We start from the raw sequence: 22,470 nt of genomic DNA, 5'->3' as shown, positions 1-22,470 counted from the left end.
ACCGACCATGACCCGTCGTATCCGTAACCGAAAGATCCTCGTCGTCGCCGTGCTGGCCGCCGCAGGCCTGGCAGGCGGTGGCGTCGCCCTCGCCGCAGACGGCGACGAGGCCCCCCGCGAAACGGTCCGCTTCGTCGTCGAGGAAGGCACGGCCGAGGACGGAGCGGCCGACAACGGAACCCGCACGTGGACCCGCGAGGACTGCCCCGACAAGGACGGCACCGGCGGCACCCCCTCCGTGGATCCGAGCAACCCCGCGGCCGCGCTGTGACCACCGCCGACCCACGTGGCGACAGCGCGAACCCACGCGGCGACACCACGGACGGGAAGCTCCTCGAAGAGGCGCTCTTCGAGGTCAAGCGGGTGATCGTGGGCCAGGACCGCATGGTGGAGCGGATGTTCACCGCGGTCCTGGCCCGGGGCCACTGCCTGCTCCAGGGCGTCCCGGGCGTCGCCAAGACCCTCGCCGCGAAGACCCTCGCGCAGGTGGCCGGCGGACGCTTCGCCCGGCTGCAGTTCACCCCCGACCTCGTCCCGTCCGACATCACCGGCACCCGGATCTACCGCCCGTCCCAGGAGACGTTCAGCGTCGAACCCGGCCCGGTCGTCGCCAACTTCGTCCTCGCCGACGAGATCAACCGCGCCCCCGCCAAGGTGCAGTCCGCGCTCCTCGAAGTGATGGGCGAGCACCAGGTGTCCATCGGCGGCACCACCATCCCCGTCCCCCAGCCGTTCCTCGTACTCGCCACCCAGAACCCCATCGAGTCCGAGGGCGTCTACCAACTCCCCGAAGCCCAGCGCGACCGCTTCCTGCTCAAGGTCGACGTCGCCGTCCCCAGCGAGTCCGAGGAACTCGCGATCCTCTACCGCATGAGCGTCGACCCGCCCAGGGCGCGCCCCGTCCTCACTCCCGAGCGGCTCATCGCGCTCCAGCGCACCGCCGACGAGGTGTTCGTGCACCACGCGGTCGCCGAGTACGCCGTACGACTGGTCGTCTCGACCCGTGAACTCGCGGGCCCCGGCAGCCGGTTGGCCCACGGCGCCGGCCCGCGCGCCACGCTGGGCCTGGTGGCCGCCGCCCGCGCGCTCGCCCTGCTGCGCGGCCGTGGTTACGTCCTCCCCGAGGACGTGCACGACCTGGCCCACGAGGTCGTCGCCCACCGGCTCGTGCTGTCCTTCGACGCGCTCGCCGACGGGATCACCGGCGCCGAGATCGTCGACGAGGTACTGGCCGCCGTGGAGCAGCCGCACATCACCCCGCGCCAGGCCGCCACGCGCGCCGAGGGACGAACGGAGGGGCGACCAGAAGGCCGGGCAGAAGGCCGCACGGAAGGACACGCAGAGGGGGGAACGGAGGGCGAAGCGGCATGAGCGGCATCCCGTCCCTCAGTGAACTCACCCCCGAACAGGCCCTGAAACACCTGGAGTTGCTCTTCACCCGCCGCCCCGACGGCCTCCTCCAGGGCGACCACCCCGGTCTCGTACCGGGGCCGGGCACAGAGGTGTCCGAGACCCGGCCGTACGTCATCGGCGACGACGTACGCCGGATGGACTGGAACGCCACCGCGCGCACCACCGTCCCGCACGTCCGGCTCACCCTCGCCGACCGCGAACTGACCACCTGGATCGTGCTCGACGCGTCCGCGAGCATGGACTTCGGCACGGCACGGATGGAGAAACGCGACCTGGCCGTCGGCGCGGCAGCGGCCGTCGCCTTCCTCACCGAACGGGCCGGAAACCGGCTCGGCGCGCAGATCACCGGACCGGCCGGCATCCAGCGGATCCCGCCCCGCACCGGACGCCACCACCTCCTCACGATCCTGCGGGCCGCCCTGGACCGCCCCCGGGTGGCGGCGGGCACGGCCCAGGACGCCCGGCACTCCCTGGCCGACGCCCTGCGCTCGCTGCGCACACTCCCCGGCAGCGGCCTGGTCGCCGTCGTCTCCGACTTCCTGGAGACCGGCTGGGAGCAACCCCTCCGAACGATCGCCCACCGCCACCAGATCCTCGCCGTCGAGACCGTCGACCCCCGTGAACTGGAGCTGCCCGCCGTGGGGTTGCTCAACGTCGTCGACCCCGAGACCGGCATCAGGCGTGAAATCCCCACCCACTCAAGGAAGTTGCGTGAGCGGTACGCCGAAGCAGCCCTGGAACAGCGTGCGTTGATCAAGGCATCCATCCGCCGGGCGGGCGCGGCCCACCTCCGGCTGCGTACGGACCGCGACTGGGTGCGTGACGTCGTACGCCATGTCGAGGAGCAGCGGCGCCGGTCGGGAGGCGGTGCCGCGTGAACACGTCCGTCGCCCCGGTGTCGGTCGCCTCGGTGTCCGCCGCGCCGATGCCCGTGCCCCCGATGCCCGTGCCCCCGTATCCCCTGGAGGGGGCCATGAGTCCGATGGAGGTGCCGTGAGTCTTCACTCGCCCGGCTGGCTGCTGCTCCTGGTGCCGCTCGCCCTGCTGATCGGCGCCTATCTCCTGGTGCAGCGCAGGCGCGGCCGGTACGCGGTCCGCTTCACCAACCTGGAACTGCTGGACAAGGTGGCGCCCCGGCGGCCCGGCTGGCGCCGCCACGTCCCGGCGGCTGCCTTCTGCGGCACGCTCGCACTGCTCGTCGTGGGCTTCGCACGGCCGACCACGGAGGTGCAGGTACCACGTGAGCGGGCCACGATCGTGGTGGCGTTCGACGTGTCGGCGTCCATGGAGGCCACCGACGTCGAGCCGACCCGCTTCGAGGCCGCCCAGCGTGCCGCGCTCGCCTTCGTCGACCGGCTGCCCGAACGCTTCAACGCGGGACTTGTACCGTTCAGCGGCTCCGCCACGGTCGCGGTCCCGCCGACCACCGACCGCGGCGCCCTGCGCTCGGCCATCGAACGGCTCACCACCGGCGAGGGCACGGCGATCGGCGAGGCCGTCGTGGCCGCACGTGACGCCGTCCGCATGCTCGACCGGGAGGCCGAGACCAAGCCGCCGCCCGCGCACATCGTGCTGCTGTCCGACGGCTCCAACACCACGGGCCGGTCCGTCGAGTCGGCGGCCCAGGAGGCGGCCGGCGACAAAATCCCGGTCTCGACCATCGCTTACGGCACGGAAAGCGGGACCATTGACCTGCCGTCCGGCGACACGGTGAGCGTCCCGGTCGACGGTCCCGCCCTGCGGGGCCTCGCCTCCAGCACCGGCGGCGACTTCCACGAGGCCGCGACGGGCGAAGAACTCCAGGAGGTGTACGAGGACATCGGCAGCTCCGTCGGGCACCGCACCGAGGAACGCGAGATCTGGCAGTGGTTCGTCGCGGCCGGTCTCCTCACGGCCCTCGCCACCGCGGCCACCTCACTGCTCTGGTTCTCCCGACTCCCCTGATCCGCAACCCCTCCGGCTTCCGGCGCCCTGCTCCGGCATCCGGCTTCCGGCACCACCGGGTTCCGCGCCCCGGCCCCTCGGGGCCAGGGTTCCGCGACCAAGGAGGAACGACCGTGTCGTACGACCGATTCCAGGGCCACCCGGACCCTCCGCGTCACCCGGGACCACCGCGCGGCACGGGCATCCCGGGCCGGCCGGTTTCCCCGGATCAGCCGGGTCTTCCGGGCCAGCCGGGTCTCCCGGATCATTCAGGCATGCCGGACCGGCCGGGTCTTCCGGGCGGCACGGGCCTCCCCGGCCGCGCGGGGCCCCCGGCTCACCCCAGCCCGACCCGCCCGCTGGGCCCGTCACGCCCCACCGGGCCACCCCGTCCACCCGGTCCCCTGGGCCCCAACGGCCCCAGAGCGGAGGGCCATTGGGCCGAGGCGGAGCCAGGCGACCCGTACCGGAGCGGGCGGCCCCACACCCCCTACCCGGGCCTCGGTGAGCCGCGCGGCCCTTCTTTCCTGCCCGGTCGGCCCCCCACGGGATTCGGCCCGGCCGCGCCGCCGGAGACGTCGTACCCGAGCCTGAGCCCGTACGCGCCCCCGACCCCGCAGCCCCCTCCGGCTCCGCCTCCCCGGTCTCCCCGCAAGGTCAGCCCCCTCGTGGCCGCGGTCCTCGCCGCCGTCCTCGCGGGCGGGGCCGCAGGGTACGCGGCGGGGACCGTCGGCGACGAGGAGCCCGCCGCGTCGGCGGCAGGGCAGGAGGGCGCCACGGGGCTCGAAGCGGTCGCCGCGCGTGTGCTGCCGAGTGTCGTGTCGATCGAGACGGCGGACGGACAGGGCTCCGGGTTCGTGTTCGACGAGCGCGGCCGGATACTCACCAACGCGCATGTGGTGGCGGGGAGTTCGGAGGTGTCGATCGAGCTCCAGGACGGGCGCCGGCTCCGTGCGGAGGTGCTTGGTGACGACCCCGCCAACGACGTGGCCGTCCTGGAACCGGAGACCGCCCGCGGTCTGCGCGCCGCCGAACTGGCCGCCGGAGCGCAGGCCAAGCCCGGCGTGGGCGACACCGTCCTCGCCATCGGCTCCCCGCTCGGCCTCAGCGGCACCGTCACGTCGGGCATCGTCAGCGCGCTCGACCGGTCCGTGCGGCTCGGTGAGGGCGGCGAGCGGCGGCGGGCCCTGCAGACCGACGCGTCGATCAATCCGGGGAACTCCGGTGGTCCGCTCGTCGACGCGGACGGTCGTGTGATCGGCATCAACACGGCTATCGCGACGTTGGACCAGCAGCGGGGCGGTTCGATCGGGATCGGGTTCGCCATTCCGGTGGCGGATGCGCGGGCCGCCGCGCGGGCGATCATCGCTGGATGAGTGGGTCGCGGGACGGTTCGGTTGAAGCTGCGGGTTCGTTGTGGCTGGTCGCGCAGTTCCCCGCGCCCCTGAAGGGGCACGACTCGGCTCGGCGTTGGAAGGCGGGTGGGGTGTATGAGACTGCTGGTCGTCGAGGACGAGGAAGATCTCGTCGTCGCTCTCAAGGTCGGGCTGGTGCGGGCCGGTTACGCGGTGGACATCGCGCCCGATGTCGACACGGCCACGGAGAAGCTGGCCGTCAACGACTACGACCTGGTGCTGCTGGACCTCAACCTGCCCGACGGCGACGGCTTCTCGGTCTGCCGTGCCGTACGGGCCACGCCCGGCGGTCCGCGCATCCTGATGCTCACCGCCCGCGACCGTCTCGCCGACCGGGTCCGGGGCCTCGACGAGGGTGCCGACGACTACCTGGTGAAGCCGTTCGCGCTGCCCGAACTCCTGGCCCGCATAAGGGCGTTGCTCCGCCGCGAGGACGGCGGAACCGCTGTCGTCGAGGTCGGCGAACTCCGCCTGGACACCGCCCGGTTCGAGGCCTTCCGGGGCGCACGCCCGCTCCAGCTCACACCCAAGGAGTTCGGCGTCCTGCACTACCTGATGACCCGCCCGGGACGTGTCGTACCGGCCGAGGAGCTCCTCGAACACGTCTGGGACGAACACGCCGACCCGTTCACCAACACCGTGCGGGTCACCGTCGGTTCGCTGCGCCGGAAGATCACCGGAGAAGAGGAACCGCTCATCGAGACGGTGATCAGGCAGGGGTACCGCCTCAAGGAGACACGATGATCGGCAGGACACGATGATCGGCGCGCTGCGGATCGTCAGGGCCAGGCTCCGCCTCCCGGCGTTCACCCACACCATCCGCTTCCGCCTCACCGTGCTCTACTCCGGTCTCCTCTTCGTCCTCACCGCGCTGGTTCTCGGCGGGACGTACCTCGCGGTCGAGCGCAGTGGCGAGGCGCACCCCGTCAGCAAGCAGTTCTCGGCGTCGAAGTACGTGAACGACGAGTACGTCGGCGAGATCCCGGTGGTGAAGGTCCAGGAGGTCGAGGCCGCCGTCAACTACGAGACCCTCGCCAACCTCCGCCGCTTCTCCTTCGCCGTACTCGGCGGGCTCGGCGTCACCAGCCTCGCCATCGGCTGGATCCTCTCCGGCCGCGCCCTGCGTCCCGTACGTGCCATCTCCCGTACGGCCGCCGAGATCCAGGCGACCGACCTCTCGCAGCGCATCCGCCTCGACGGGCCCAAGGACGAGCTCCGCGACCTCGCCGACACGGTCGACTCCATGCTCGACCGCCTGGACGAGGCCTTCCGTGCCCAGCGCCAGCTCATCGACGACGCCTCGCACGAACTGCGCAGCCCGCTCGCGATCATCCGGGCCAACCTGGACGCGGTGCTGACGGCGGAGGAGTCCGAGGAGGCCGAGCGCAGGGCGGCCGTGCGAAGTGTGGACCGCGCAACGACCCGTATGACCCGCCTGGTCGAGGACCTGCTGGCCACCGCCCGCCGTACGGCACCCGCGCTGGCCGACGCGGACGTCGATCTGGCCGCGGCCGCGGGTGAGGCCTGCGAGGAGTTCGCGCCGCTCGCCGCCGAGCGCGGGCTCGTACTGCACCGGCGTCTCACCACGGGCCTGACGGTCATCGGCGACCACGACGCGCTGCGCAGAGCGGTCGGCAACCTGCTCTCCAACGCCGTACGGCTCTCGCCGCCCGGCACCGGCATCACGGTCGCCGCGGGCCGGGTGGACGGCTGGCTCTGGGCATCGGTCCAGGACGAGGGCCCTGGCATTCTCGACGACGACCAGACCAGGGTCTTCGACCGCTTCTGGCGCGCGAAGGGCAACGGCGGCGGCCGCGACCGTCACGCCGGCCTGGGTCTCGCGATCGTCCGCCAGATAGTCGAGTCCCACGGCGGCCAGATCCGCCTCTTCTCAACCCTCGGCAAGGGCTCGACCTTCGTCCTCTGGTTCCCCTCGCCAGGCGCAGACCACACCAACGCGGCCCCACCGGACGAGCAACCTCGTTGAAGCCTTCGTCGACTGCGGGTCTCTTCTTTCAAGGCGGCGGGTCGAGCGCCCCTTCAGAACCGCGGCGGGGCCGCGCCCTGTAGGCCTGCGTCGGGGCTGGCGCCCGACAGGGGCGCGGGGAACTGCGCAACAAGCCACAACGAACCCGCAGCGTCACAGCCCAGGCCCCCCACCACCCGAGCCCGCCTGCCCAACCAGCGGAGCTAAGCCGCTTCCTTGGCCTTAGTGGCGTACATGTCCACGTACTCCTGCCCCGACAACCGCATGACCTCAGCCATCACCGAGTCGGTCACGGCACGCAGCACATACCGGTCCCGGTCCATCCCCTCGTACCGAGAGAACTCCATAGCCTCACCGAACCGAACAGTGACGCGGCCCGGCCGCGGAAACCCCGCACCGCCGGGCTGGATCTTGTCCGTGCCGATGATGGCGAACGGGACGACGGGCGCGCCGGTCATCATCGCCAGGCGGGCGATGCCGGTGCGGCCCCGGTAGAGCCGGCCGTCGGGGGAGCGGGTGCCCTCGGGGTAGATGCTGAAGACCTTGCCCTCCTCCAGCACACGTCGGCCGGTCATCAGCGCCGCGACACCGCCGCGGCCGCCGTCACGGTCGACCGGGATCATGCCGCAGCCCGTGAAGAACCAGGCCATCAGCCGGCCCTTGATGCCCTTCCCGGTGACGTACTCGTCCTTGCCGATGAAGAAGACCTGCCGGTCGCAGAAGAGCGGCATGATCATCGAGTCGATGAACGTGAGGTGGTTGCCGGCCAGGATGACCGGGCCTGTGCCCGGGATGCGCTCCGCACCCTCCACCCGTGGGCGGAACATCAGGCGCATGATCGGTCCGAGCACTGCCTTGATGAGCGCGAAGCGGGACAACGTGCCCTCCGGTGTCAAGGGATCGGTATAAGTCTGTGCAGGTGAGGACGATACTCGCGGCCCCCCGGGTCTTGCACATCGGGTTCACCGAGTGGATACGCACTGTTGACCCTTGTTTACCTGCGGTGGCGCCCCGTCGCACGGCTGTCATCCGTACGACACGGTGTGACGAAGTCCGCACCCGTTAGGCCTTTTGGGAGGCCGGGTACCCACCCCGGCCACCTCCACCCACCCGGTGGGTCCGGCGTTTGATGACAAGTCAGTCGCGGGCGAGTCGGTCCGGGGCGACTTCCGCCCGCCCCGGCCAACTCACGCACCCCACACGACATCCAGCGTCACCCGCGTGTTCCGTCCAAGGTCTCCCCTCCGTCACCCCGGCGCACCTACGATCGTCCCGCTTTGACAGGTCCAGGGCAGTATGCGGAGGAGCGCACATGGGGACGCAGGAGTCGAACGAGGGACTGAACGGGACCGGCCCGGGACGGCGCGCGCTGCTCGGGGCCGCGGTCCTCGGCGCCGGCGGAGCGGTCCTCGGGGTACCGGCCACGGCAAGAGCCGACGAGAAGCACGGCGGCGGTGGCTACAAGAGCCTGCCGAAGCCGACGATCATCGGACACCGCGGGGCCAGCGGCTACCGGCCGGAGCACACGCTCGGCTCGTACCAGCTGGCCCTCGACATGGGCGCGCACGTCATCGAGGCGGGCGACCTGGTGCCCACCAAGGACGGCCACCTCGTCTGCCGTCACGAGCCGGAGATCGGCGGTACGACGGACGTCTCCGCGCACCCCGAGTTCGCGAGCCGCAAGACCACCAAGCTCCTCGACGGGGTGTCCACCACCGGCTGGTTCACCGAGGACTTCACGCTCGCCGAGCTGAAGACGCTGCGCGCCAAGGAGCGCATCCCGGCCAACCGCCCGCACAACACGCTCTACGACGGCCGCTGGGAGATCCCCACCTTCGAGGAGGTGCTGCGCTGGCGCGAGGAGCAGAGCCGCAAGCGTGGCAAGCAGGTCTGGATCTACCCCGAGCTCAAGCACCCCACCTACTTCCGCAAGCTGGGGCTCGGCCTGGAGGAGCGGGTCGCCAAGGTGCTGCGCAGGCACGGCCTGGACAAGAAGAACTCGCCCGTCATCCTCCAGTCCTTCGAACCGACCAGCATCCAGCGCCTGAACAAGCTGGTCGGCAACCCCCTGGTCGTGCTCCTGTCCGCCGCCAACACCCGCCCCTGGGACTTCGTGGAGACGGGCGACCCGCGTACGGTCGCCGACCTGGTCAAGCCCGCGGGCCTGAAGCAGATCGCCTCCTACGCGCAGGGCATCGGACCGACCCTGGACCTGATCATCCCGAAGGACGCGAGCGGCAACCTCACCACCCCGACCACCCTGGTCCGGGACGCGCACGCCGAGGGCCTGATCCTGCACCCGTACACGATGCGCAACGAGAACCCGTTCCTGCCCGCGAACTTCCGCAAGGGCACCGACGCGGACGGCTACGGGGACGCCTTCGGCGCCTTCCGGACGTACTTCGCTACCGGCATCGACGGGGTCTTCACCGACAACCCCGACACCGGCATCCTCGCCCGCGAGGACTTCCTGAAGCGCTGAGCCCTCACCGACGAACCACCACCGCGCTCGTCAACAGCTGAGCCCCCGGCCCCGGTTGGGGTGACAGACGGCCGCCCCGGCAACCTCGTACCGGGGCGGCCGCATCGTGCCGCATATGACCCACGACATGCTCGACACGCTGCGTCCGCTGCTCGCTGCCGAGGCCTCCGCGGAGGCATATGCCTCGGGCGCGGAGCCCGGCGACCTGGAACAGGCCGTCTGGGTGCGCCTCCTGGAGCACCTCGGCACGGACGGCCCGCCCGCCGACCCGGCCGCCTGGCTGCGCGGCGCCGTCCGCTCCGAGGCCCGCCGCACCCGGCACACCGCGAGCATCGAGCTGCCGTACGCGTCCGAGCCCGCCGACGAGAGCCGGCCCGGCCCGGAGCAGCTCGCGCTCACCGCGGCCCGGCGCCGGGCCCTGCACTCCGCCGTACGCAAGCTGCCGGGCCGCTGCCCGCGTCTCATGGCAGCGCTGCTGTCCCCGCAGGACCTCACATACCGGGAGATCGCGGGGGAGTTGGGTATCTCACAGGGCAGTCTCGGTCCGGAACGTTCCAGATGCCTGGGTTGTCTGCGCCGAATGCTTACGTCGGAGGTTGCGGCGCACGAAGCACGGGGATAGGAGTGAGGGACAACGGCGGAACAGGTGAGCGGGAGGCATGCACACATGGGCATGAGCGTGACCATCTCGGCGGCGACCGACAAGGACGCCGAACAGATCCTCAAACTGCAGTTCCTCTGCTACCAGAGCGAGGCCGAGCTGTACGGCGACTACAGCATCGAGCCCCTCACCCAGCCGCTCGACTCCCTCAAGGCGGAGCTCGCGGGTGGCACGGTCCTGGTGGCCCGGCTGGGCGACGAGGTGGTGGCCTCGGTGCGTGCGGCTGTGGATGCGGATGGCACGGCCCGCATCAACAAGCTGATCGTCCATCCGCGCATGCAGCGGCACGGGCTGGGCGGGCGGTTGCTCGACGCGATCGAGTCCCGGCTGGCCGAGGACGGCGGGGCGAAGAGTTTCCAGCTCTTCACGGGGCATCGCAATGAGCACAATCTCCGGCTGTACCGGAAACATGGGTATCAGCTTGTTTCCACGGAGCGGGTGGATGAGCGGCTGAGTCTGGTGACCCTTGCGAAGGGGTCTTCGACCAGTGCTTTTGTTGCCAGCGCGTAGCGCTCCGCGGGGGTGCCGGATGCGTCTGCGGGGCCGTCGTGGCTGGGCGCGCAGTTCCCCGCGCCCCTAAAAAGGGGCGCGCCGGACCCTGACACCTGCCTATCGAGTCGCGGTTCTGCTGCGGCGGAGCCAGAACAGTGCCGTCACCGGCAGTAGGACCGGGATGAACAGGTAGCCCATTCCGTAGTCCGACCAGACCGTGGCGTCGGGGAAGGCCGAGGGGTCGGTCAAGGTCCAGGTGCCCACGGTCAGGACGCCCGCGAGTTCGGCGGCGCAGCACACCAGCGCCGCCTTGCGGGCCGTCTCGCCGCCGCGGACGAGCGAGTACGTGATGAAGCCGTAGACCAGACCGGCCACCGCGGACAGCGAGTAGGCGAGCGGCGCCTTGTCGAACTCCGTCGCGATCTGCACGGCGGAGCGCGACACGGCGCCGACGACCATCACGCCGTACAGCCAGACCAGCAGGATGCCCGGACCGCCGATGAGCCGTGTCCGTCCCGGCTGCTTGTCGGTCGCCGCCATCTCAGCCTCCCCAGATGTCGTAGAGCCGCACCTGGAGCACGGCGAGGACCACACCGCCGGCCGCGACCGTGATCGAACCCCAGCGGGTGCGCTCCGCCAGCGACATGAAGCCGGCCGCCGGGATGCACGCGAAGGAGCCGATCAGATAGGCCACGAAGATCGTCGTGCCCTGCTCCGGCTTCTCGCCGCGGGCCAGCTGGACGATGCCCACCACGAGCTGGACGAGTGTGAGCAGCGTCACCACGGCCATCCCGATGAAGTGCCAGTCCTTGGTCGGCTGGTCGCGGTAGGCGGCCCAGCCGCACCAGGCGGCGAGCGCGAGCGCGGCGACGGCGGTCGCGACCGTCAGGGCATCAAGCATGCCGCGACCCTATTACGGGCCAAAAGGCCCGATGCGATCGCCCCCGGGGTGCCCCGTAGGGTCGAGGGCATGAAGATCCAAGCCGATGCCCTGCTGTTCGACAACGACGGAACGCTCGTCTCATCCCTTGAGTCGGTGCACCGGTGCTGGACCAAGTGGGCCGAGGAGTACGGGATCACCGCCGAGGAGTTCGCCCGGGTCGAGCTGCACGGCCGCCCCGCAGCCGAGATAGCCGCCGACCTGCTGCCCGCCGACCGTGTCCCCGAGGCCGTCGTGCGCATCGAGCAGCTGGAGGTCGAGGACGTCGAGGGCGGTGTCCATCTCCTGCCGGGGACCAGGGCGCTCCTCGACTCCGTGCCCGCCGACCGCTGGGCCGTCGTCACCTCCGCCACCCGGCGGCTCGCCGAGGCCCGCCTCGACGAGGCCGGTATCCGGCCCAAGACCCTGATCGCCGCCGACGACATCACGCGCGGCAAGCCCGACCCCGAGCCGTTCCTGCTCGCCGCCCGCCGCCTCGGCGTGGACCCGGCCCGCTGCGTCGTCTTCGAGGACGCGCCCGCGGGCCTTCAGGCAGGCCGCTCCGCCGGGATGACCACCGTGGCATTGACCACAACACACCAGGCCGCCGAGCTGCACGCCGACATCGTCGTCGGTGACCTCTCGGCCGTGTCGGCGCTGGTCACGGACGGGGGAGTGGAGATCTCCGTCGGCGACTGAGGAGTGTCCACCGCTGTCCGCGATGCGGACAGCGGTTCTCGGTCCCGTCCGTACGTCTGCTTTACTTTTCTCATGACCACGACGAGCAGCCGCATCCTTGCGACCGAGGCGACCATGACGCCCGGTGCTCGCTGTATGTGTCGAATGTGCGCCTTCTAGAGGGCCCCCGCACCACCCAGAGCCTCGCGCCCCGAAGCGAGACCGCTCAGGTCTGCCCGTACGACCTTTTCGTACGCGACTGAGCCTGCCCCGCGCACGCAGTTCTGCCGAAACCCGGCTTTCATCGCCACCGCGTGAACAACCGTGCCGCGTTCCGACCGAATGCACCCGTGCCCGGCGCACACCCACGCCCTGCACTCGACAGTGACGGAAACCCCAGTGATCACGACAACAGGCCTGAAGAAGGTCTACCGCTCGCGCGGCCGTGAGGTCACCGCCCTGGACGGCGTCGATCTGCACGTCCGCGAAGGCGAGGTGTACGGCGTCATCGGACAGTCCGGCGCCGGCAAGTCCTCCCTCATCCGCTGCGTCAACCTCCTGGAGCGCCCCACCGCTGGCACCGTGACCGTCGCCGGACAGGACCTCACGGCCCTCGCCGGGCGCGGCCCGCGTGCGGGCCGCGAGCTGCGGAAGGCGCGCAGCCACATCGGCATGGTGTTCCAGCACTTCAACCTGCTGTCCTCGCGGACGGTCCAGGACAACGTCGAGCTGCCGCTGGAAATCCTTGGCGTGTCAGGGAAGGAACGTTCCCGCAAGGCGCTGGAACTGCTCGACCTCGTCGGCCTCTCCGACAAGGCCAGGTCCTACCCGGCCCAGCTCTCCGGCGGCCAGAAGCAGCGCGTGGGCATCGCCCGCGCCCTGGCCGGCGACCCGAAGGTGCTCCTCTCCGACGAGGCCACCAGCGCGCTGGACCCCGAGACCACCCGCTCCATCCTGCAGCTGCTGCGCGACCTGAACCGGCAGCTGGGCCTGACCGTCCTGCTCATCACGCACGAGATGGACGTCGTCAAGAGCGTCTGCGACTCGGCCGCCCTCATGGAGAACGGGAGGATCGTCGAGTCCGGCACCGTCAGCGAGCTGCTCGCCACCCCCGGCTCCGAGCTGGCCGCCGCGCTCTTCCCGGTGAGCGGCGACGCGTCCGCCGACGACCGCACGGTCATCGACGTCACCTTCCACGGTGACGCCGCGACCCAGCCGGTCATCTCGCAGCTCTCGCGTACGTACAACATCGACATCTCGATCCTGGGTGCCGCGATGGACACCGTCGGCGGCAAGCAGGTCGGCCGGATGCGCATCGAACTGCCCGGCCGCTACGAGGAGAACGTCGTGCCGATCGGCTTCCTGCGCGAGCAGGGGCTGCAGATCGATGTCCAGGGCCAGGCGCCCGTGCTGGTGAAGGAAGGTGCCAAGTGACCTGGTCGGAGATGCAGCCGCTGCTGGAGCAGGCCTGTTGGGACACCCTCTACATGGTCGGCTGGTCGACACTCATCGCCGTCGTCGGCGGTCTGCCGCTGGGCGTCCTGCTGGTCCTCACGGACCGGGGCGGCCTGCTGCAGAACACCGTACTGAACAAGGTCATCGGGCAGGTCGTGAACGTCGCCCGCTCGATGCCGTTCATCATCCTGATGGTCGCGCTGATGGGCTTCACCCGCTCGATCACCGGTACGACGATCGGCCGCGAGGCCGCCATCGTGCCGCTCGCGATCGGCGCGATCCCCTTCTTCGCGCGTCTCGTCGAGACGGCGGTCCGCGAAGTGGACGGCGGGCTCGTCGAGGCCGTGCAGTCGATGGGCGGCAACACCTGGACGGTCGTCCGCAAGGTGCTCGTCCCCGAGTCGCTGCCGTCGCTCATCTCCAGCACCACCACGACGATCGTCGCGCTCATCGGCTACTCGGCGATGGCGGGCACGGTCGGCGCGGGCGGGCTCGGTGACATCGCCATCCGCTACGGCTACCAGCGCTTCGAGACCGAACTGATGTGGATCACCGTCGGCATCCTCGCCGTGGTCATCTCCCTCATCCAGTTCGCCGGGGACTTCGCCGCCCGCGGGCTGCACCGCCGGGGTGGCCAGTCGGGCGCCGCCCCGAGGCTCAGGCTCCTGAAGGCCGCCACCGCGACCAGCAAGACCGTCTGACCCCTACGGCTCCCGCTCCCCACCCCCAACTCCCCACCCCCAACCTCCTTAGTCCTCACCCCCCTTGGTTCTCCCCGCACACCCTCCGCGGGGCCGCTACACCCTCAGGAAAGGCACTTTTCGTGCGTAACACTGCCAAGTTCACCACCGCCGTCCTCGCCGCCGGAGCCCTCACCCTGGGTCTCACCGCCTGCGGTTCGGAGGACTCCGGCGCCGCCGACACGAGCGGCCCGCTGGTCGTCGCCGCGAGCCCGGTCCCGCACGCCGAGATCCTCACCTACGTGAAGGACAACCTGGCGAAGGACGCGGGCCTCGACCTGCAGGTCAAGGAGTTCACCGACTACGTCTTGCCGAACACGGCGACCCAGGACGGCTCCGTGGGCGCCAACTACTTCCAGAACCAGCCGTACCTCGACGACTTCAACAAGAAGAACGGCACCGACATCGTGCCCGTCGTCACGGTCCACCTGGAGCCGCTCGGCCTCTACTCCAGCAAGATCAAGAAGGCCGACGAGCTGAAGAGCGGTGCGACGGTCGCCGTCCCGAACGACACGGTCAACGAGGCGCGGGCGCTCAAGCTCCTCGACGCCAACGGGATCATCACGCTCAAGGACGGCGCGGGCAACGACGCGACCCCCAAGGACATCGCGAAGAACCCGAAGAACCTCAAGTTCAAGGAGCTGGAGGCGGCCCAGACCCCGCGCTCCCTGGACGACGTCGACGCCGCGGTGATCAACGGCAACTACGCCATCGAGTCCGACCTCAAGCCCTCCGAGGACGCCCTCGTCCTGGAGTCCGCGGACAACAACCCGTACGGCAACTTCCTCGCTGTCAAGAAGGGCAACGAGGACGACCCGCGCGTCAAGAAGCTCGCCAAGCTCCTGACCTCCCCCGAGGTCAAGAAGTTCATCGAGGACAAGTACGCCGGCTCCGTCGTCGCGTCGTTCTGAGCCCGCTGCCAAGGATCGAGGACGATCACAGATGCGTAAGCCCGTAATTCCCGCCGCCGCGGCCGCACTTGCCCTGGGACTCGGGCTCACCGCCTGCGGTTCGGAGTCCGGCTCGGGCGGCGGCGGTTCCGACGGCCCCCTCGTCGTCGGCGCCACTGCGGTCCCGGCCGGCGAGGTCCTCTCGTACATCAAGAAGGACCTCGCCACGAAGAACGGACTCGACCTGGAGATCAAGGAGTTCACGGACTACGTCCTGCCGAACACCGCACTCCAGGAGGGCTCGCTCGACGCGAACCTGTACCAGAACGAGCCCTACCTGGACGACTTCAACAAGTCCAAGGGCACCGAGCTGGTCCCGGTCGTGAAGGCGTACCTGCCGCCCATGGGCGTGTACTCGAAGAAGGTCCAGGACGTCACGAAGCTGGCCGACGGAGCCACCGTCGCCGTGCCGAACGACATCACCAACGAGGGCCGCGCCCTCCAGCTCCTGGCCTCCGAGGGAGTCATCACACTCAAGGACGACGCCGGCACGACCGCGTCCCCGGCGGACATCGTGAAGAACCCGAAGAACCTCAAGTTCAAGGAGCTGGAACCGGCCCAGCTGCCGCGCTCCCTGGACGACGTGGCCGCCGCGGTCATCAACAACAACTACGCCCAGGACGCCGGCCTCAGCCCCGCCGAGGACGCCGTCCTCCTGGAGTCCGCGAAGAACAACCCGTACGCGAACCTCCTCGCCGTGAAGAAGGGCAACGAGGACGACCCCCGGGTCGAGAAGCTCGCGAAACTCCTGACCTCTCCCGAGGTGACGAAGTTCATCAAGGACAAGTACCAGGGGTCGGTCCTGCCGGTCACCTCCGGCTGACGCCGTCTCGCTCGCACTCACGGGGTCGATTCGTCGACAACGACTCGGCCCCGTGGTGCAGTTCGGTGCTTTCATGCTGCATGCTGGGCAGTTCAGCAGGCCCGACGGTCCCTGATGGTTACGGAGCGGCGCATGACTAACACCTTCCCCGACATCTCCCTGAGCACGGAGCGGTTGGTGCTGCGCCCTCTCGAGGACGAGGACGTTCCGGCCCTCACGGAGATGATGAACGACGAGCAGGTCGTGGCCTGGACCGCCGTTCCGCAACCGTTCACCGAGGACTCCGCCCGCTCCTGGGTCAACCGGTACGCACCCAGCGAGCGCACCTCCGGCCGCGGGCTCGACCTCGCCGTCACCGAGTTCCTCACCCAACGCCTGGTCGGCATCGTCCAGTTGGGCAAGACGAATTGGCATGTCCGCTCCACGGAGCTGTCGTACATCGTCGCCCCCTGGGCGCGCGGCGAGGGATACGCGTCCGAGGCAGCCCTCGCCACCGCCCAATGGCTCTTCGGCGACCAGAAGTTCGAGCGCCTGGAGCTGCGCACCGCCGCGGACAACACCGCCTCGCAGCAGGTCGCGCAGAAGATCGGCTGCATCAGTGAGGGCGTCCTGCGCAACGCCTGTATAGCGCGCACCCGTACCGAGGACGGGAGCTGGGTCGCCCTGCGCACCGACTTCATCGTGTGGGGCCTGCTCCCCGAGGACATCGAGGGCATCGCCGAGCAGCTCGCCGACACCGGCGGCTTCACCTCGTACTCCGACTGGAACTGACTTCGCGGCCGCGCCGGAACCGACGCCGTAGCCGGACGGCCACCGCCCGGAGGACGGCCGCGGACCCGCGCCCCCACTCCCGGAAGTCCCGAGGTACGCTCACGGGGCTCCGCATGCCTGCCTGGCGGGCCGCATGCCCATCCGAGACCTGCGAAGACTCCAGGAGACTGACGACGATGGCCGACCGGGTCACGGTGATCGGCTGGGACGGCTCGCCGCTGACCGACGCGGCGCGCTCGGCTCTGGGTGCCGCCACGCTGGTGGCGGGAGCGGGCCATCACCTGGTCCTCCCCGAGGTGCCCGCGGCCGCCGAGCGCATCCGGCTCGGCAGCGTCGCCCTCGCCGCCCGGCGCATCGCCGCCCACCGGGGCACGGCCGTCGTCCTCGCCGACGGCGACCCGGGCTTCTTCGGAGTCGTACGCACTCTGCGCGCCCCCGAGTTCGGCCTGGAGGTCGAGGTCGTCCCGGCGGTGTCGTCCGTGGCCGCCGCCTTCGCCCGCGCGGGTATGCCCTGGGACGACGCACAGGTGGTCGTCGCACACCGGCGCACCCTGCGACGCGCGGTGAATGTGTGCCGCGCACACACCAAGGTCGCCGTCTTCACCTCACCCGGAGCCGGCCCCGCCGAGCTGGGCCTGCTCCTCGAAGGCGTCCACCGCACCTTCGTCATCTGCGAGGAACTGGGCACCGCGCGCGAACGGGTCACGGTCCTGACCTCCGACAAGGTCGCCGACCACACCTGGCGCGACCCGAACATCGTCATCGTCATGGGCGGGCCCGTCACCTCCTCCGAGGGCGGCAGCTGGATAGCCGGACGCGACCCGGGAACCGGACCGCGCGGCTGGGCCCTGCCCGACGAGGTGTACGGCGGCGATCTCGGCGAGGGCGAGACCGAGGTACTGCGGGCCGCCCAACTCGCCCGCCTGGGACCGCGCGTCGGCGACCTCGTGTGGGACATCGGCTCCGGCAGCGGCGCCTTCGCCACGGAGGCCGCGCGCTGTGGCGCCGCCGTCATCGCCGTCGACCGTGACCCGAACGCCTGCGCCCGCACCATGGCCACCGCCCGCCGTTTCGGCGTCCAGCTCCAGATCACCCACGGCACCGCGCCCCACATCCTGGAGAACCTGCCCGAACCGGACGTCGTACGCGTCGGGGGCGGCGGCGCCGCGGTGGTCTCCGCCGTCGCCGACCGGCGTCCGCAGCGGATCGTCACGCACGCCGCGACACGCGACGCCGCCGAACTCGTCGGCAGGGACCTGACGGAGCACGGCTACCAGGTCGAGTGCGCCCTTCTGCAGTCCGTCGAGCTGGACACCAGGGTCTGGACGGAGAAGGAGCGGAGCGTCGCGTTCCTGCTCACCGGACTCCTGCCCGATCGCTCCCTGTGATCCGGTTGTCGTACCGCGCGCGGTAGGCTGGCCGATCGTTGCACCGCGCTCGGCTTGTCCGGTATTTCGCCGGTCAATGTCCGGAAAACGCACCTGTTTTGGGGTGCGTGTGGTACGGCGGAAATCCGGAGGACGCGCAACGTGGCGCAGTCCACAGCGGGCCGTGGCGGATCACCCTGTCGCGGTGGCGGGCCGACCGCGACAATGCCAGTTAATGGCTTTGTCGACCGGTCGTTCGTGCCGCCCGGCACGCATGCTCGTTACTTCATTGCGGGCGGTCGGTGCGCCGCTCCGGACGAGCAGGTCGTTGGAGCACTAACCGATGGGCGAGGGGTACGCATGACCGACACCGGCCAGGTCCCGGGCGAGGGGCTGCCGGAGAACCAAGGCATGGTGGAGCAGCCGGGCGTCCCCGCCCCCGGCGCGTACACCTACCTCTCCGACACCACCGCCGAAGACGAAGACCTGTTGCTGCTGCCGGGCGCCCAGGGCGCGTGGGGCAACGAAGTGGCCCCGCCGGCCCCGGCGCCGGTCGTCGAGACCGTCCACGAGCCGGGACCCCACGAGACGGCGGGCCGCGACAGCGGCTCGGTCGACCTCAGCGCCGTCCGGATGTCCTCCCCCGCTCCGCAGCCGCCCGTCGCCCGTCGCCCGCTGCACCTCGGCCCGCCCACCCCGGACGGCGCCGGCAGTCCGGTGCGTTCCCTCGCCGACCGCGGCCCGGCGGGAGCACCGGCCCACGCCGTTCCCGTACGACAGGCCGGTCCGCCCACGGTCGGACCCGAGTACCTCGACGTGCCGCGGGACGAGATCGCGCTGCAGGGCGCGGCTCCCTGGGGCGCGCAGGCGCAGGCGCAGGTGCAGGTCGCGCCGCCAGTGGCACAGGTCGGCTCCGAGGCCGGGGCTGCAGAAACGGTCTTCCCCGAGGGCGGGGGAGCGCACGCCGGTGGCACTCCGGACGACGGGCCCGCGCCGGTCGCGGAGGCCGCGCACACCCCCGACGCCGAGGCCGCGCCGCTCGCCGGCGGCGAAGGAATCCCCGCCGCACAGCCTCCCGCCGAGGCGCCCGCCCCCGAGCCGGCCCAGGCGGAGCAGACACAGCAGGCGCATCCGGACCCGAGCGCTGCCGAGGTCCCCGAGGCGGGGCCTGCTTCCGTCCAGGCCGCCGCCGACGCTCCGGAGGCGGCCGACGCCGCGGAGGCGCAGGAGACCGTGTCGGCTCCGGACCCCGCGTACGTTCCTCAGCAGCCGGAAGCCGGGCAGGTTCCCGAAGCAGCGCACGTTCCCGAAGCGGTCCAGGCGCCGGAGGCCGTCGCCCTGGCCCCGGAAGCGGTCCAGGTCCAGGACTACGCGCAGGCCCCGCTGCTCGCGGACGGTTCGCTCTTCCCACAGGCACCAGAGACGCCCCACACCCACGAGGTCGCCCAGACCGCCCCCGAGTTCGCGCACGCCCCCGACCTCGCCCGGTTTCCGCAGCCCACGCCGTTCCCGGTCGCGCCTGTCGCCGCGTACGCCTCGCAGGCGTCGGACGACACCGGCCCGCACACGCCCGAGGCCTACCAGCCTCCGCAGGCGGCCGACGAGATGCAGCCCGCGCACGCGGAGCAGGCCCCGCACCCGCAGGCCGTGTACGAGGTGGAGCAGCAGTTCCAGGACCCGGCGGCCCAGCTCGCCGAAGCCGGTCCGCAGGCCGGAATCCCGGAGCAGCAACCGCAGTTGACGGAACCCGCACCCGCCGTGGAAGAGGCCGCTCAGGCTCAGGACGCCGTCCAGCCCCCGCAGTTCGCGGAGCCCGCGGAGGCGCCCGTCGCCGACATCACCCCCTCGCAGCCGGCAGCCCAGGTCGACACCGCCGCACAGCCAGAGGCACCGGAACCGGTGGCGGTACCCGACCAGGTCGCGGCACCCGAACCGGTCGCGGTCCACGACGACCCGAGCCACGATGTCCCGACGCACGGCGACGAGAGCCCCAACGCTCCGACTCACGGCCACGAGCCCCACGACGAAGAGGCCGTCCCCATGGCCGTCCCCGCGGAGGCGGCCCACGCGGAACAGAGCGTCGGCCAGTTCGTGCCCGTCGAGGGCACCATCCCGACCACCCCGCACCTCGCTCCGACCCCGCCGCACGCCATGACCGTGCCGCCCTTCCCGGAGGAGCTCGCCGAGCAGCCCACCGAGGAGACGGCGGCCCCGGCCGCGGCGATCACCGATCAGCTCACGGCCGCCGAGCAACTCGCGAACCCTGAGCAACTCGCGCCCGCCGAGCAGCCCGCGCCCGAAACCGCGCCCGCGGAAGAACCGGCGCCGGTACTGGTCCTGCCCACCCCCAGGGAGCCCGAGCAGGCCCCCGAGGCCGAGGCAACTCCCGTACCGGAGGCTCCGGTTCAGGTCGAGAACCAGGACCAGTACGCGGAGCCCGTGGCCGCACAGCACGCGGAGGACCTGGACACCAGGGCCGCCGACCAGGAAGAGAGCACGGCCGCCGTGGCAGAGACGAGAGAGCCCGCCGGCCCGGCGGCGCCCGGCTACGACGACGCCGAGCGCGATGCCGTCCTGCGTGTGATGCGCGAGCGCCGGGACATCCGCAACGGCTTCCGCAGCGACCCCATCCCGCACGACGTGCTGCTCCGGGTCCTGGAGGCGGCCCACACGGCACCGTCCGTCGGCCACTCCCAGCCGTGGGACTTCGTCGTCATCCGCTCGGCGGAGACCCGCCGCACGATGCACGAACTGGCCCAGCGCCAGCGCGAGGCGTACGCCAAGTCGCTGCCCAAGGGCCGCGCGAAGCAGTTCAAGGAACTGAAGATCGAGGCCATCCTCGACACCCCGGTGAACATCGTCGTCACCGCGGACTCGACCCGGGGCGGCCGGCACACGCTCGGCCGTCACACCCAGCCGCAGATGGCGCCGTACTCCTCCGCGCTCGCGGTCGAGAACCTCTGGCTCGCCGCCCGGGCCGAGGGCCTGGGCGTGGGCTGGGTGAGCTTCTTCGACGAACGGGAGATGGTCCGTGAACTGGGCCTGCCCGAGCACCTGGACGTCGTCGCCTACCTCTGTGTCGGATACGTCGACGAGTTCCCGGAGGAGCCCGAGCTGATGCAGGCGGGCTGGTCCAAGCGCCGCCCGCTCTCCTGGGTCGTCCACGAGGAGACGTACGGCCGTCGGGCGCTGCCGGGAGAGGAGCCGCACGACCTGCTCGCCGAGACCGTCTCCAACATCCGCCCGCTGGACGCCAAGGCGCTCGGCGAGGCGTGGGAGCGCCAGAAGCGCATGACGAAGCCGGCCGGGGCCCTGGGCATGCTGGAGATCATCTCCGCCCAGCTGTCGGGCCTGTCCCGGATGTGCCCGCCGCCGATCCCGGAGCCCGCGGCCGTCGCGATCTTCGCGGGCGACCACGGCGTGCACGCCCAGGGCGTCACCCCGTGGCCGCAGGAGGTCACCGGCCAGATGGTGGCCAACATCCTCGGCGGGGGAGCGGTCTGCAACGCCTTCGCCAACCAGGTCGGCGCCGAGGTCTGCGTCGTGGACGTGGGCGTGGCCTCCGACCTGCCCGCGACCCCGGGCCTCCTGCCCCGCAAGGTCCGCGCGGGCACGGCCGACATGACGACCGGCCCCGCGCTGACCCGCGAGGAGGTCAAGGCGGCCATCGAGGTGGGCGTCGAAACGGCCCGCGACCTCGTGGCGGCCGGCAACAAGGCCCTGATCACGGGCGAGATGGGCATCGCCAACACCACCGCGTCGGCAGCGCTGATCTCCGTCTTCACCGGCGCCGACCCCGCCGAGGTCACCGGCCGGGGCACCGGCATCAACGACGAGACCCTGGCCCGCAAGACCGAGGTCGTACGCCGTGCCCTGGAGCTCCACCAGCCCGACCCGGCCGACCCGATCGGAGTCCTCGCGGCCATCGGCGGCCTGGAGCACGCCGCGATGGTGGGCCTCCTCCTGGGCGGCGCCTCCCTGCGCACCCCGGTGATCCTGGACGGCGTCAGCGCCGGCGCCGCCGCCCTGGTGGCCCGTGCCATCGCTCCCGAGGTCCTCGCGGCCTGCATCGCCGGCCACCGCAGCGCCGAGCCGGGCCACGTAGCGGCCCTCAACAAGCTGGGCCTGCGCCCCCTGGTCGACCTCGACCTCCGCCTCGGCGAGGGCACCGGCGCCCTCCTGGCCCTCCCGGTGGTCCAGAGCGCGGCACGAGCGATGCACGAGGTGGCGACGTTCGACTCGGCAGGGGTAACCGAGAAGTAGACCTGAGTCGTCGGTCTTTTTCCCCCCCCTCCCCCGGGGGGGAAAGGGGGGGACAAAACAACAACAAAACCACACCCCCCGGGGCCCCGGGGGGGGGACACCCATTTCCTGGAGGGGGGGGGGTTGGGGAA

22 protein-coding genes are annotated in these 22,470 nt (G+C 71.2%); 19 read left to right on the top strand and 3 right to left on the bottom strand.

All coding sequences use genetic code 11. The features are described from left to right. Nucleotides 1-7: 7 nt before the first annotated feature. The 8 genes from ACZ5VQ_RS22680 to ACZ5VQ_RS22645 all read left to right on the top strand — a co-directional run bounded on the left by ACZ5VQ_RS22680 (nucleotide 8) and on the right by ACZ5VQ_RS22645 (nucleotide 6,738). Complete coding sequence (locus ACZ5VQ_RS22680) at nucleotides 8-271, top strand: hypothetical protein (RefSeq protein ID WP_469106454.1); 264 nt, start codon at nucleotides 8-10, stop codon at nucleotides 269-271. Next, entirely contained in the window at nucleotides 268-1,371 is a 1,104-nt protein-coding gene (locus ACZ5VQ_RS22675; protein WP_469106453.1) for an AAA family ATPase, read from the top strand. The genes ACZ5VQ_RS22680 and ACZ5VQ_RS22675 overlap by 4 nt, the downstream gene beginning before the upstream one ends. Further along, entirely contained in the window at nucleotides 1,368-2,291 is a 924-nt protein-coding gene (locus ACZ5VQ_RS22670; protein WP_469106452.1) for a DUF58 domain-containing protein, read from the top strand. Before ACZ5VQ_RS22675 ends, ACZ5VQ_RS22670 begins: the two co-directional genes overlap by 4 nt. After that, nucleotides 2,288-2,410 carry a hypothetical protein gene (locus tag ACZ5VQ_RS22665; RefSeq protein WP_469106451.1) on the top strand — a complete coding sequence of 41 codons (123 nt, stop codon included), beginning with the start codon at nucleotides 2,288-2,290 and terminating at the stop codon, nucleotides 2,408-2,410. Before ACZ5VQ_RS22670 ends, ACZ5VQ_RS22665 begins: the two co-directional genes overlap by 4 nt. Next, nucleotides 2,407-3,357, top strand: coding sequence for a VWA domain-containing protein (locus ACZ5VQ_RS22660; protein WP_200399449.1), 951 nt, complete (start codon nucleotides 2,407-2,409; stop codon nucleotides 3,355-3,357). Before ACZ5VQ_RS22665 ends, ACZ5VQ_RS22660 begins: the two co-directional genes overlap by 4 nt. 647 nt (nucleotides 3,358-4,004) lie before the next feature. Beyond that, complete coding sequence (locus ACZ5VQ_RS22655; RefSeq protein ID WP_469106450.1) at nucleotides 4,005-4,712, top strand: S1C family serine protease; 708 nt, start codon at nucleotides 4,005-4,007, stop codon at nucleotides 4,710-4,712. Nucleotides 4,713-4,826: 114 nt separating this feature from the next. After that, nucleotides 4,827-5,495, top strand: coding sequence for a response regulator transcription factor (locus tag ACZ5VQ_RS22650; protein ID WP_200401930.1), 669 nt, complete (start codon nucleotides 4,827-4,829; stop codon nucleotides 5,493-5,495). A 13-nt stretch (nucleotides 5,496-5,508) separates the two neighbouring features. Then, complete coding sequence (locus ACZ5VQ_RS22645; protein ID WP_469106449.1) at nucleotides 5,509-6,738, top strand: sensor histidine kinase; 1,230 nt, start codon at nucleotides 5,509-5,511, stop codon at nucleotides 6,736-6,738. A 203-nt stretch (nucleotides 6,739-6,941) separates the two neighbouring features. Here the strand turns inward: ACZ5VQ_RS22645 and ACZ5VQ_RS22640 are convergent, their stop codons facing one another. Next, nucleotides 6,942-7,616 (bottom strand): lysophospholipid acyltransferase family protein, encoded by a 675-nt coding sequence (locus ACZ5VQ_RS22640; protein WP_055616518.1) that lies wholly within the window; start codon nucleotides 7,614-7,616, stop codon nucleotides 6,942-6,944. Nucleotides 7,617-8,050: 434 nt separating this feature from the next. On the opposite strand from ACZ5VQ_RS22640, the gene ACZ5VQ_RS22635 reads away from it, so the two are divergent. The 3 genes from ACZ5VQ_RS22635 (at nucleotide 8,051) to ACZ5VQ_RS22625 (ending at nucleotide 10,391) form a co-directional block, all read left to right on the top strand. After that, complete coding sequence (locus ACZ5VQ_RS22635; RefSeq protein ID WP_469106448.1) at nucleotides 8,051-9,220, top strand: glycerophosphodiester phosphodiesterase; 1,170 nt, start codon at nucleotides 8,051-8,053, stop codon at nucleotides 9,218-9,220. Between the two features lie 115 nt (nucleotides 9,221-9,335). Next, entirely contained in the window at nucleotides 9,336-9,842 is a 507-nt protein-coding gene (locus ACZ5VQ_RS22630) for an RNA polymerase sigma factor (RefSeq protein ID WP_469106447.1), read from the top strand. A 45-nt stretch (nucleotides 9,843-9,887) separates the two neighbouring features. Further along, nucleotides 9,888-10,391, top strand: coding sequence for a GNAT family N-acetyltransferase (locus ACZ5VQ_RS22625; RefSeq protein WP_469106446.1), 504 nt, complete (start codon nucleotides 9,888-9,890; stop codon nucleotides 10,389-10,391). A 99-nt stretch (nucleotides 10,392-10,490) separates the two neighbouring features. Here the strand turns inward: ACZ5VQ_RS22625 and ACZ5VQ_RS22620 are convergent, their stop codons facing one another. Then, nucleotides 10,491-10,913 carry a hypothetical protein gene (locus ACZ5VQ_RS22620; protein ID WP_469106445.1) on the bottom strand — a complete coding sequence of 141 codons (423 nt, stop codon included), beginning with the start codon at nucleotides 10,911-10,913 and terminating at the stop codon, nucleotides 10,491-10,493. Between the two features lies 1 nt (nucleotide 10,914). Then, nucleotides 10,915-11,274, bottom strand: a complete 360-nt coding sequence (locus ACZ5VQ_RS22615; RefSeq protein WP_466779073.1) for a hypothetical protein — start codon at nucleotides 11,272-11,274, stop codon at nucleotides 10,915-10,917. A 69-nt stretch (nucleotides 11,275-11,343) separates the two neighbouring features. Here ACZ5VQ_RS22615 and ACZ5VQ_RS22610 point away from each other — a divergent pair, with 69 nt between their 5' ends. From ACZ5VQ_RS22610 to cobT, 8 genes are all read left to right on the top strand, one after another. Then, a complete protein-coding gene (locus ACZ5VQ_RS22610) occupies nucleotides 11,344-11,991 on the top strand; it encodes an HAD family hydrolase (RefSeq protein ID WP_469106444.1) in 648 nt (215 codons plus the stop codon). Nucleotides 11,992-12,312: 321 nt separating this feature from the next. Further along, the gene (locus ACZ5VQ_RS22605) at nucleotides 12,313-13,404 is read left to right on the top strand and encodes a methionine ABC transporter ATP-binding protein (protein WP_469106675.1); all 1,092 of its coding nucleotides are present in this window, start codon (nucleotides 12,313-12,315) and stop codon (nucleotides 13,402-13,404) included. After that, nucleotides 13,401-14,126, top strand: coding sequence for a methionine ABC transporter permease (locus ACZ5VQ_RS22600; protein ID WP_143635495.1), 726 nt, complete (start codon nucleotides 13,401-13,403; stop codon nucleotides 14,124-14,126). Before ACZ5VQ_RS22605 ends, ACZ5VQ_RS22600 begins: the two co-directional genes overlap by 4 nt. A 122-nt stretch (nucleotides 14,127-14,248) precedes the next feature. After that, nucleotides 14,249-15,076 (top strand): MetQ/NlpA family ABC transporter substrate-binding protein, encoded by an 828-nt coding sequence (locus ACZ5VQ_RS22595; protein ID WP_469106443.1) that lies wholly within the window; start codon nucleotides 14,249-14,251, stop codon nucleotides 15,074-15,076. 31 nt (nucleotides 15,077-15,107) lie between these two features. Next, nucleotides 15,108-15,938 (top strand): MetQ/NlpA family ABC transporter substrate-binding protein, encoded by an 831-nt coding sequence (locus tag ACZ5VQ_RS22590; RefSeq protein WP_469106442.1) that lies wholly within the window; start codon nucleotides 15,108-15,110, stop codon nucleotides 15,936-15,938. A gap of 132 nt (nucleotides 15,939-16,070) precedes the next feature. Beyond that, nucleotides 16,071-16,709, top strand: a complete 639-nt coding sequence (locus ACZ5VQ_RS22585; protein WP_362083038.1) for a GNAT family N-acetyltransferase — start codon at nucleotides 16,071-16,073, stop codon at nucleotides 16,707-16,709. 176 nt (nucleotides 16,710-16,885) lie between these two features. Then, a complete protein-coding gene (cbiE, locus tag ACZ5VQ_RS22580) occupies nucleotides 16,886-18,097 on the top strand; it encodes a precorrin-6y C5,15-methyltransferase (decarboxylating) subunit CbiE (protein ID WP_362083035.1) in 1,212 nt (403 codons plus the stop codon). A gap of 339 nt (nucleotides 18,098-18,436) precedes the next feature. Then, on the top strand, nucleotides 18,437-22,339 hold the full coding sequence (gene cobT, locus ACZ5VQ_RS22575) for a nicotinate-nucleotide--dimethylbenzimidazole phosphoribosyltransferase (RefSeq protein ID WP_469106441.1): 3,903 nt from the start codon (nucleotides 18,437-18,439) through the stop codon (nucleotides 22,337-22,339). Nucleotides 22,340-22,470 lie beyond the last annotated feature (131 nt).

The organism is Streptomyces sp. NPDC033178 (assembly GCF_055577685.1).
The sequence above is the reverse complement of the archived record's forward strand: the minus strand, read 5'-3'. Positions and strand labels throughout refer to the sequence as shown.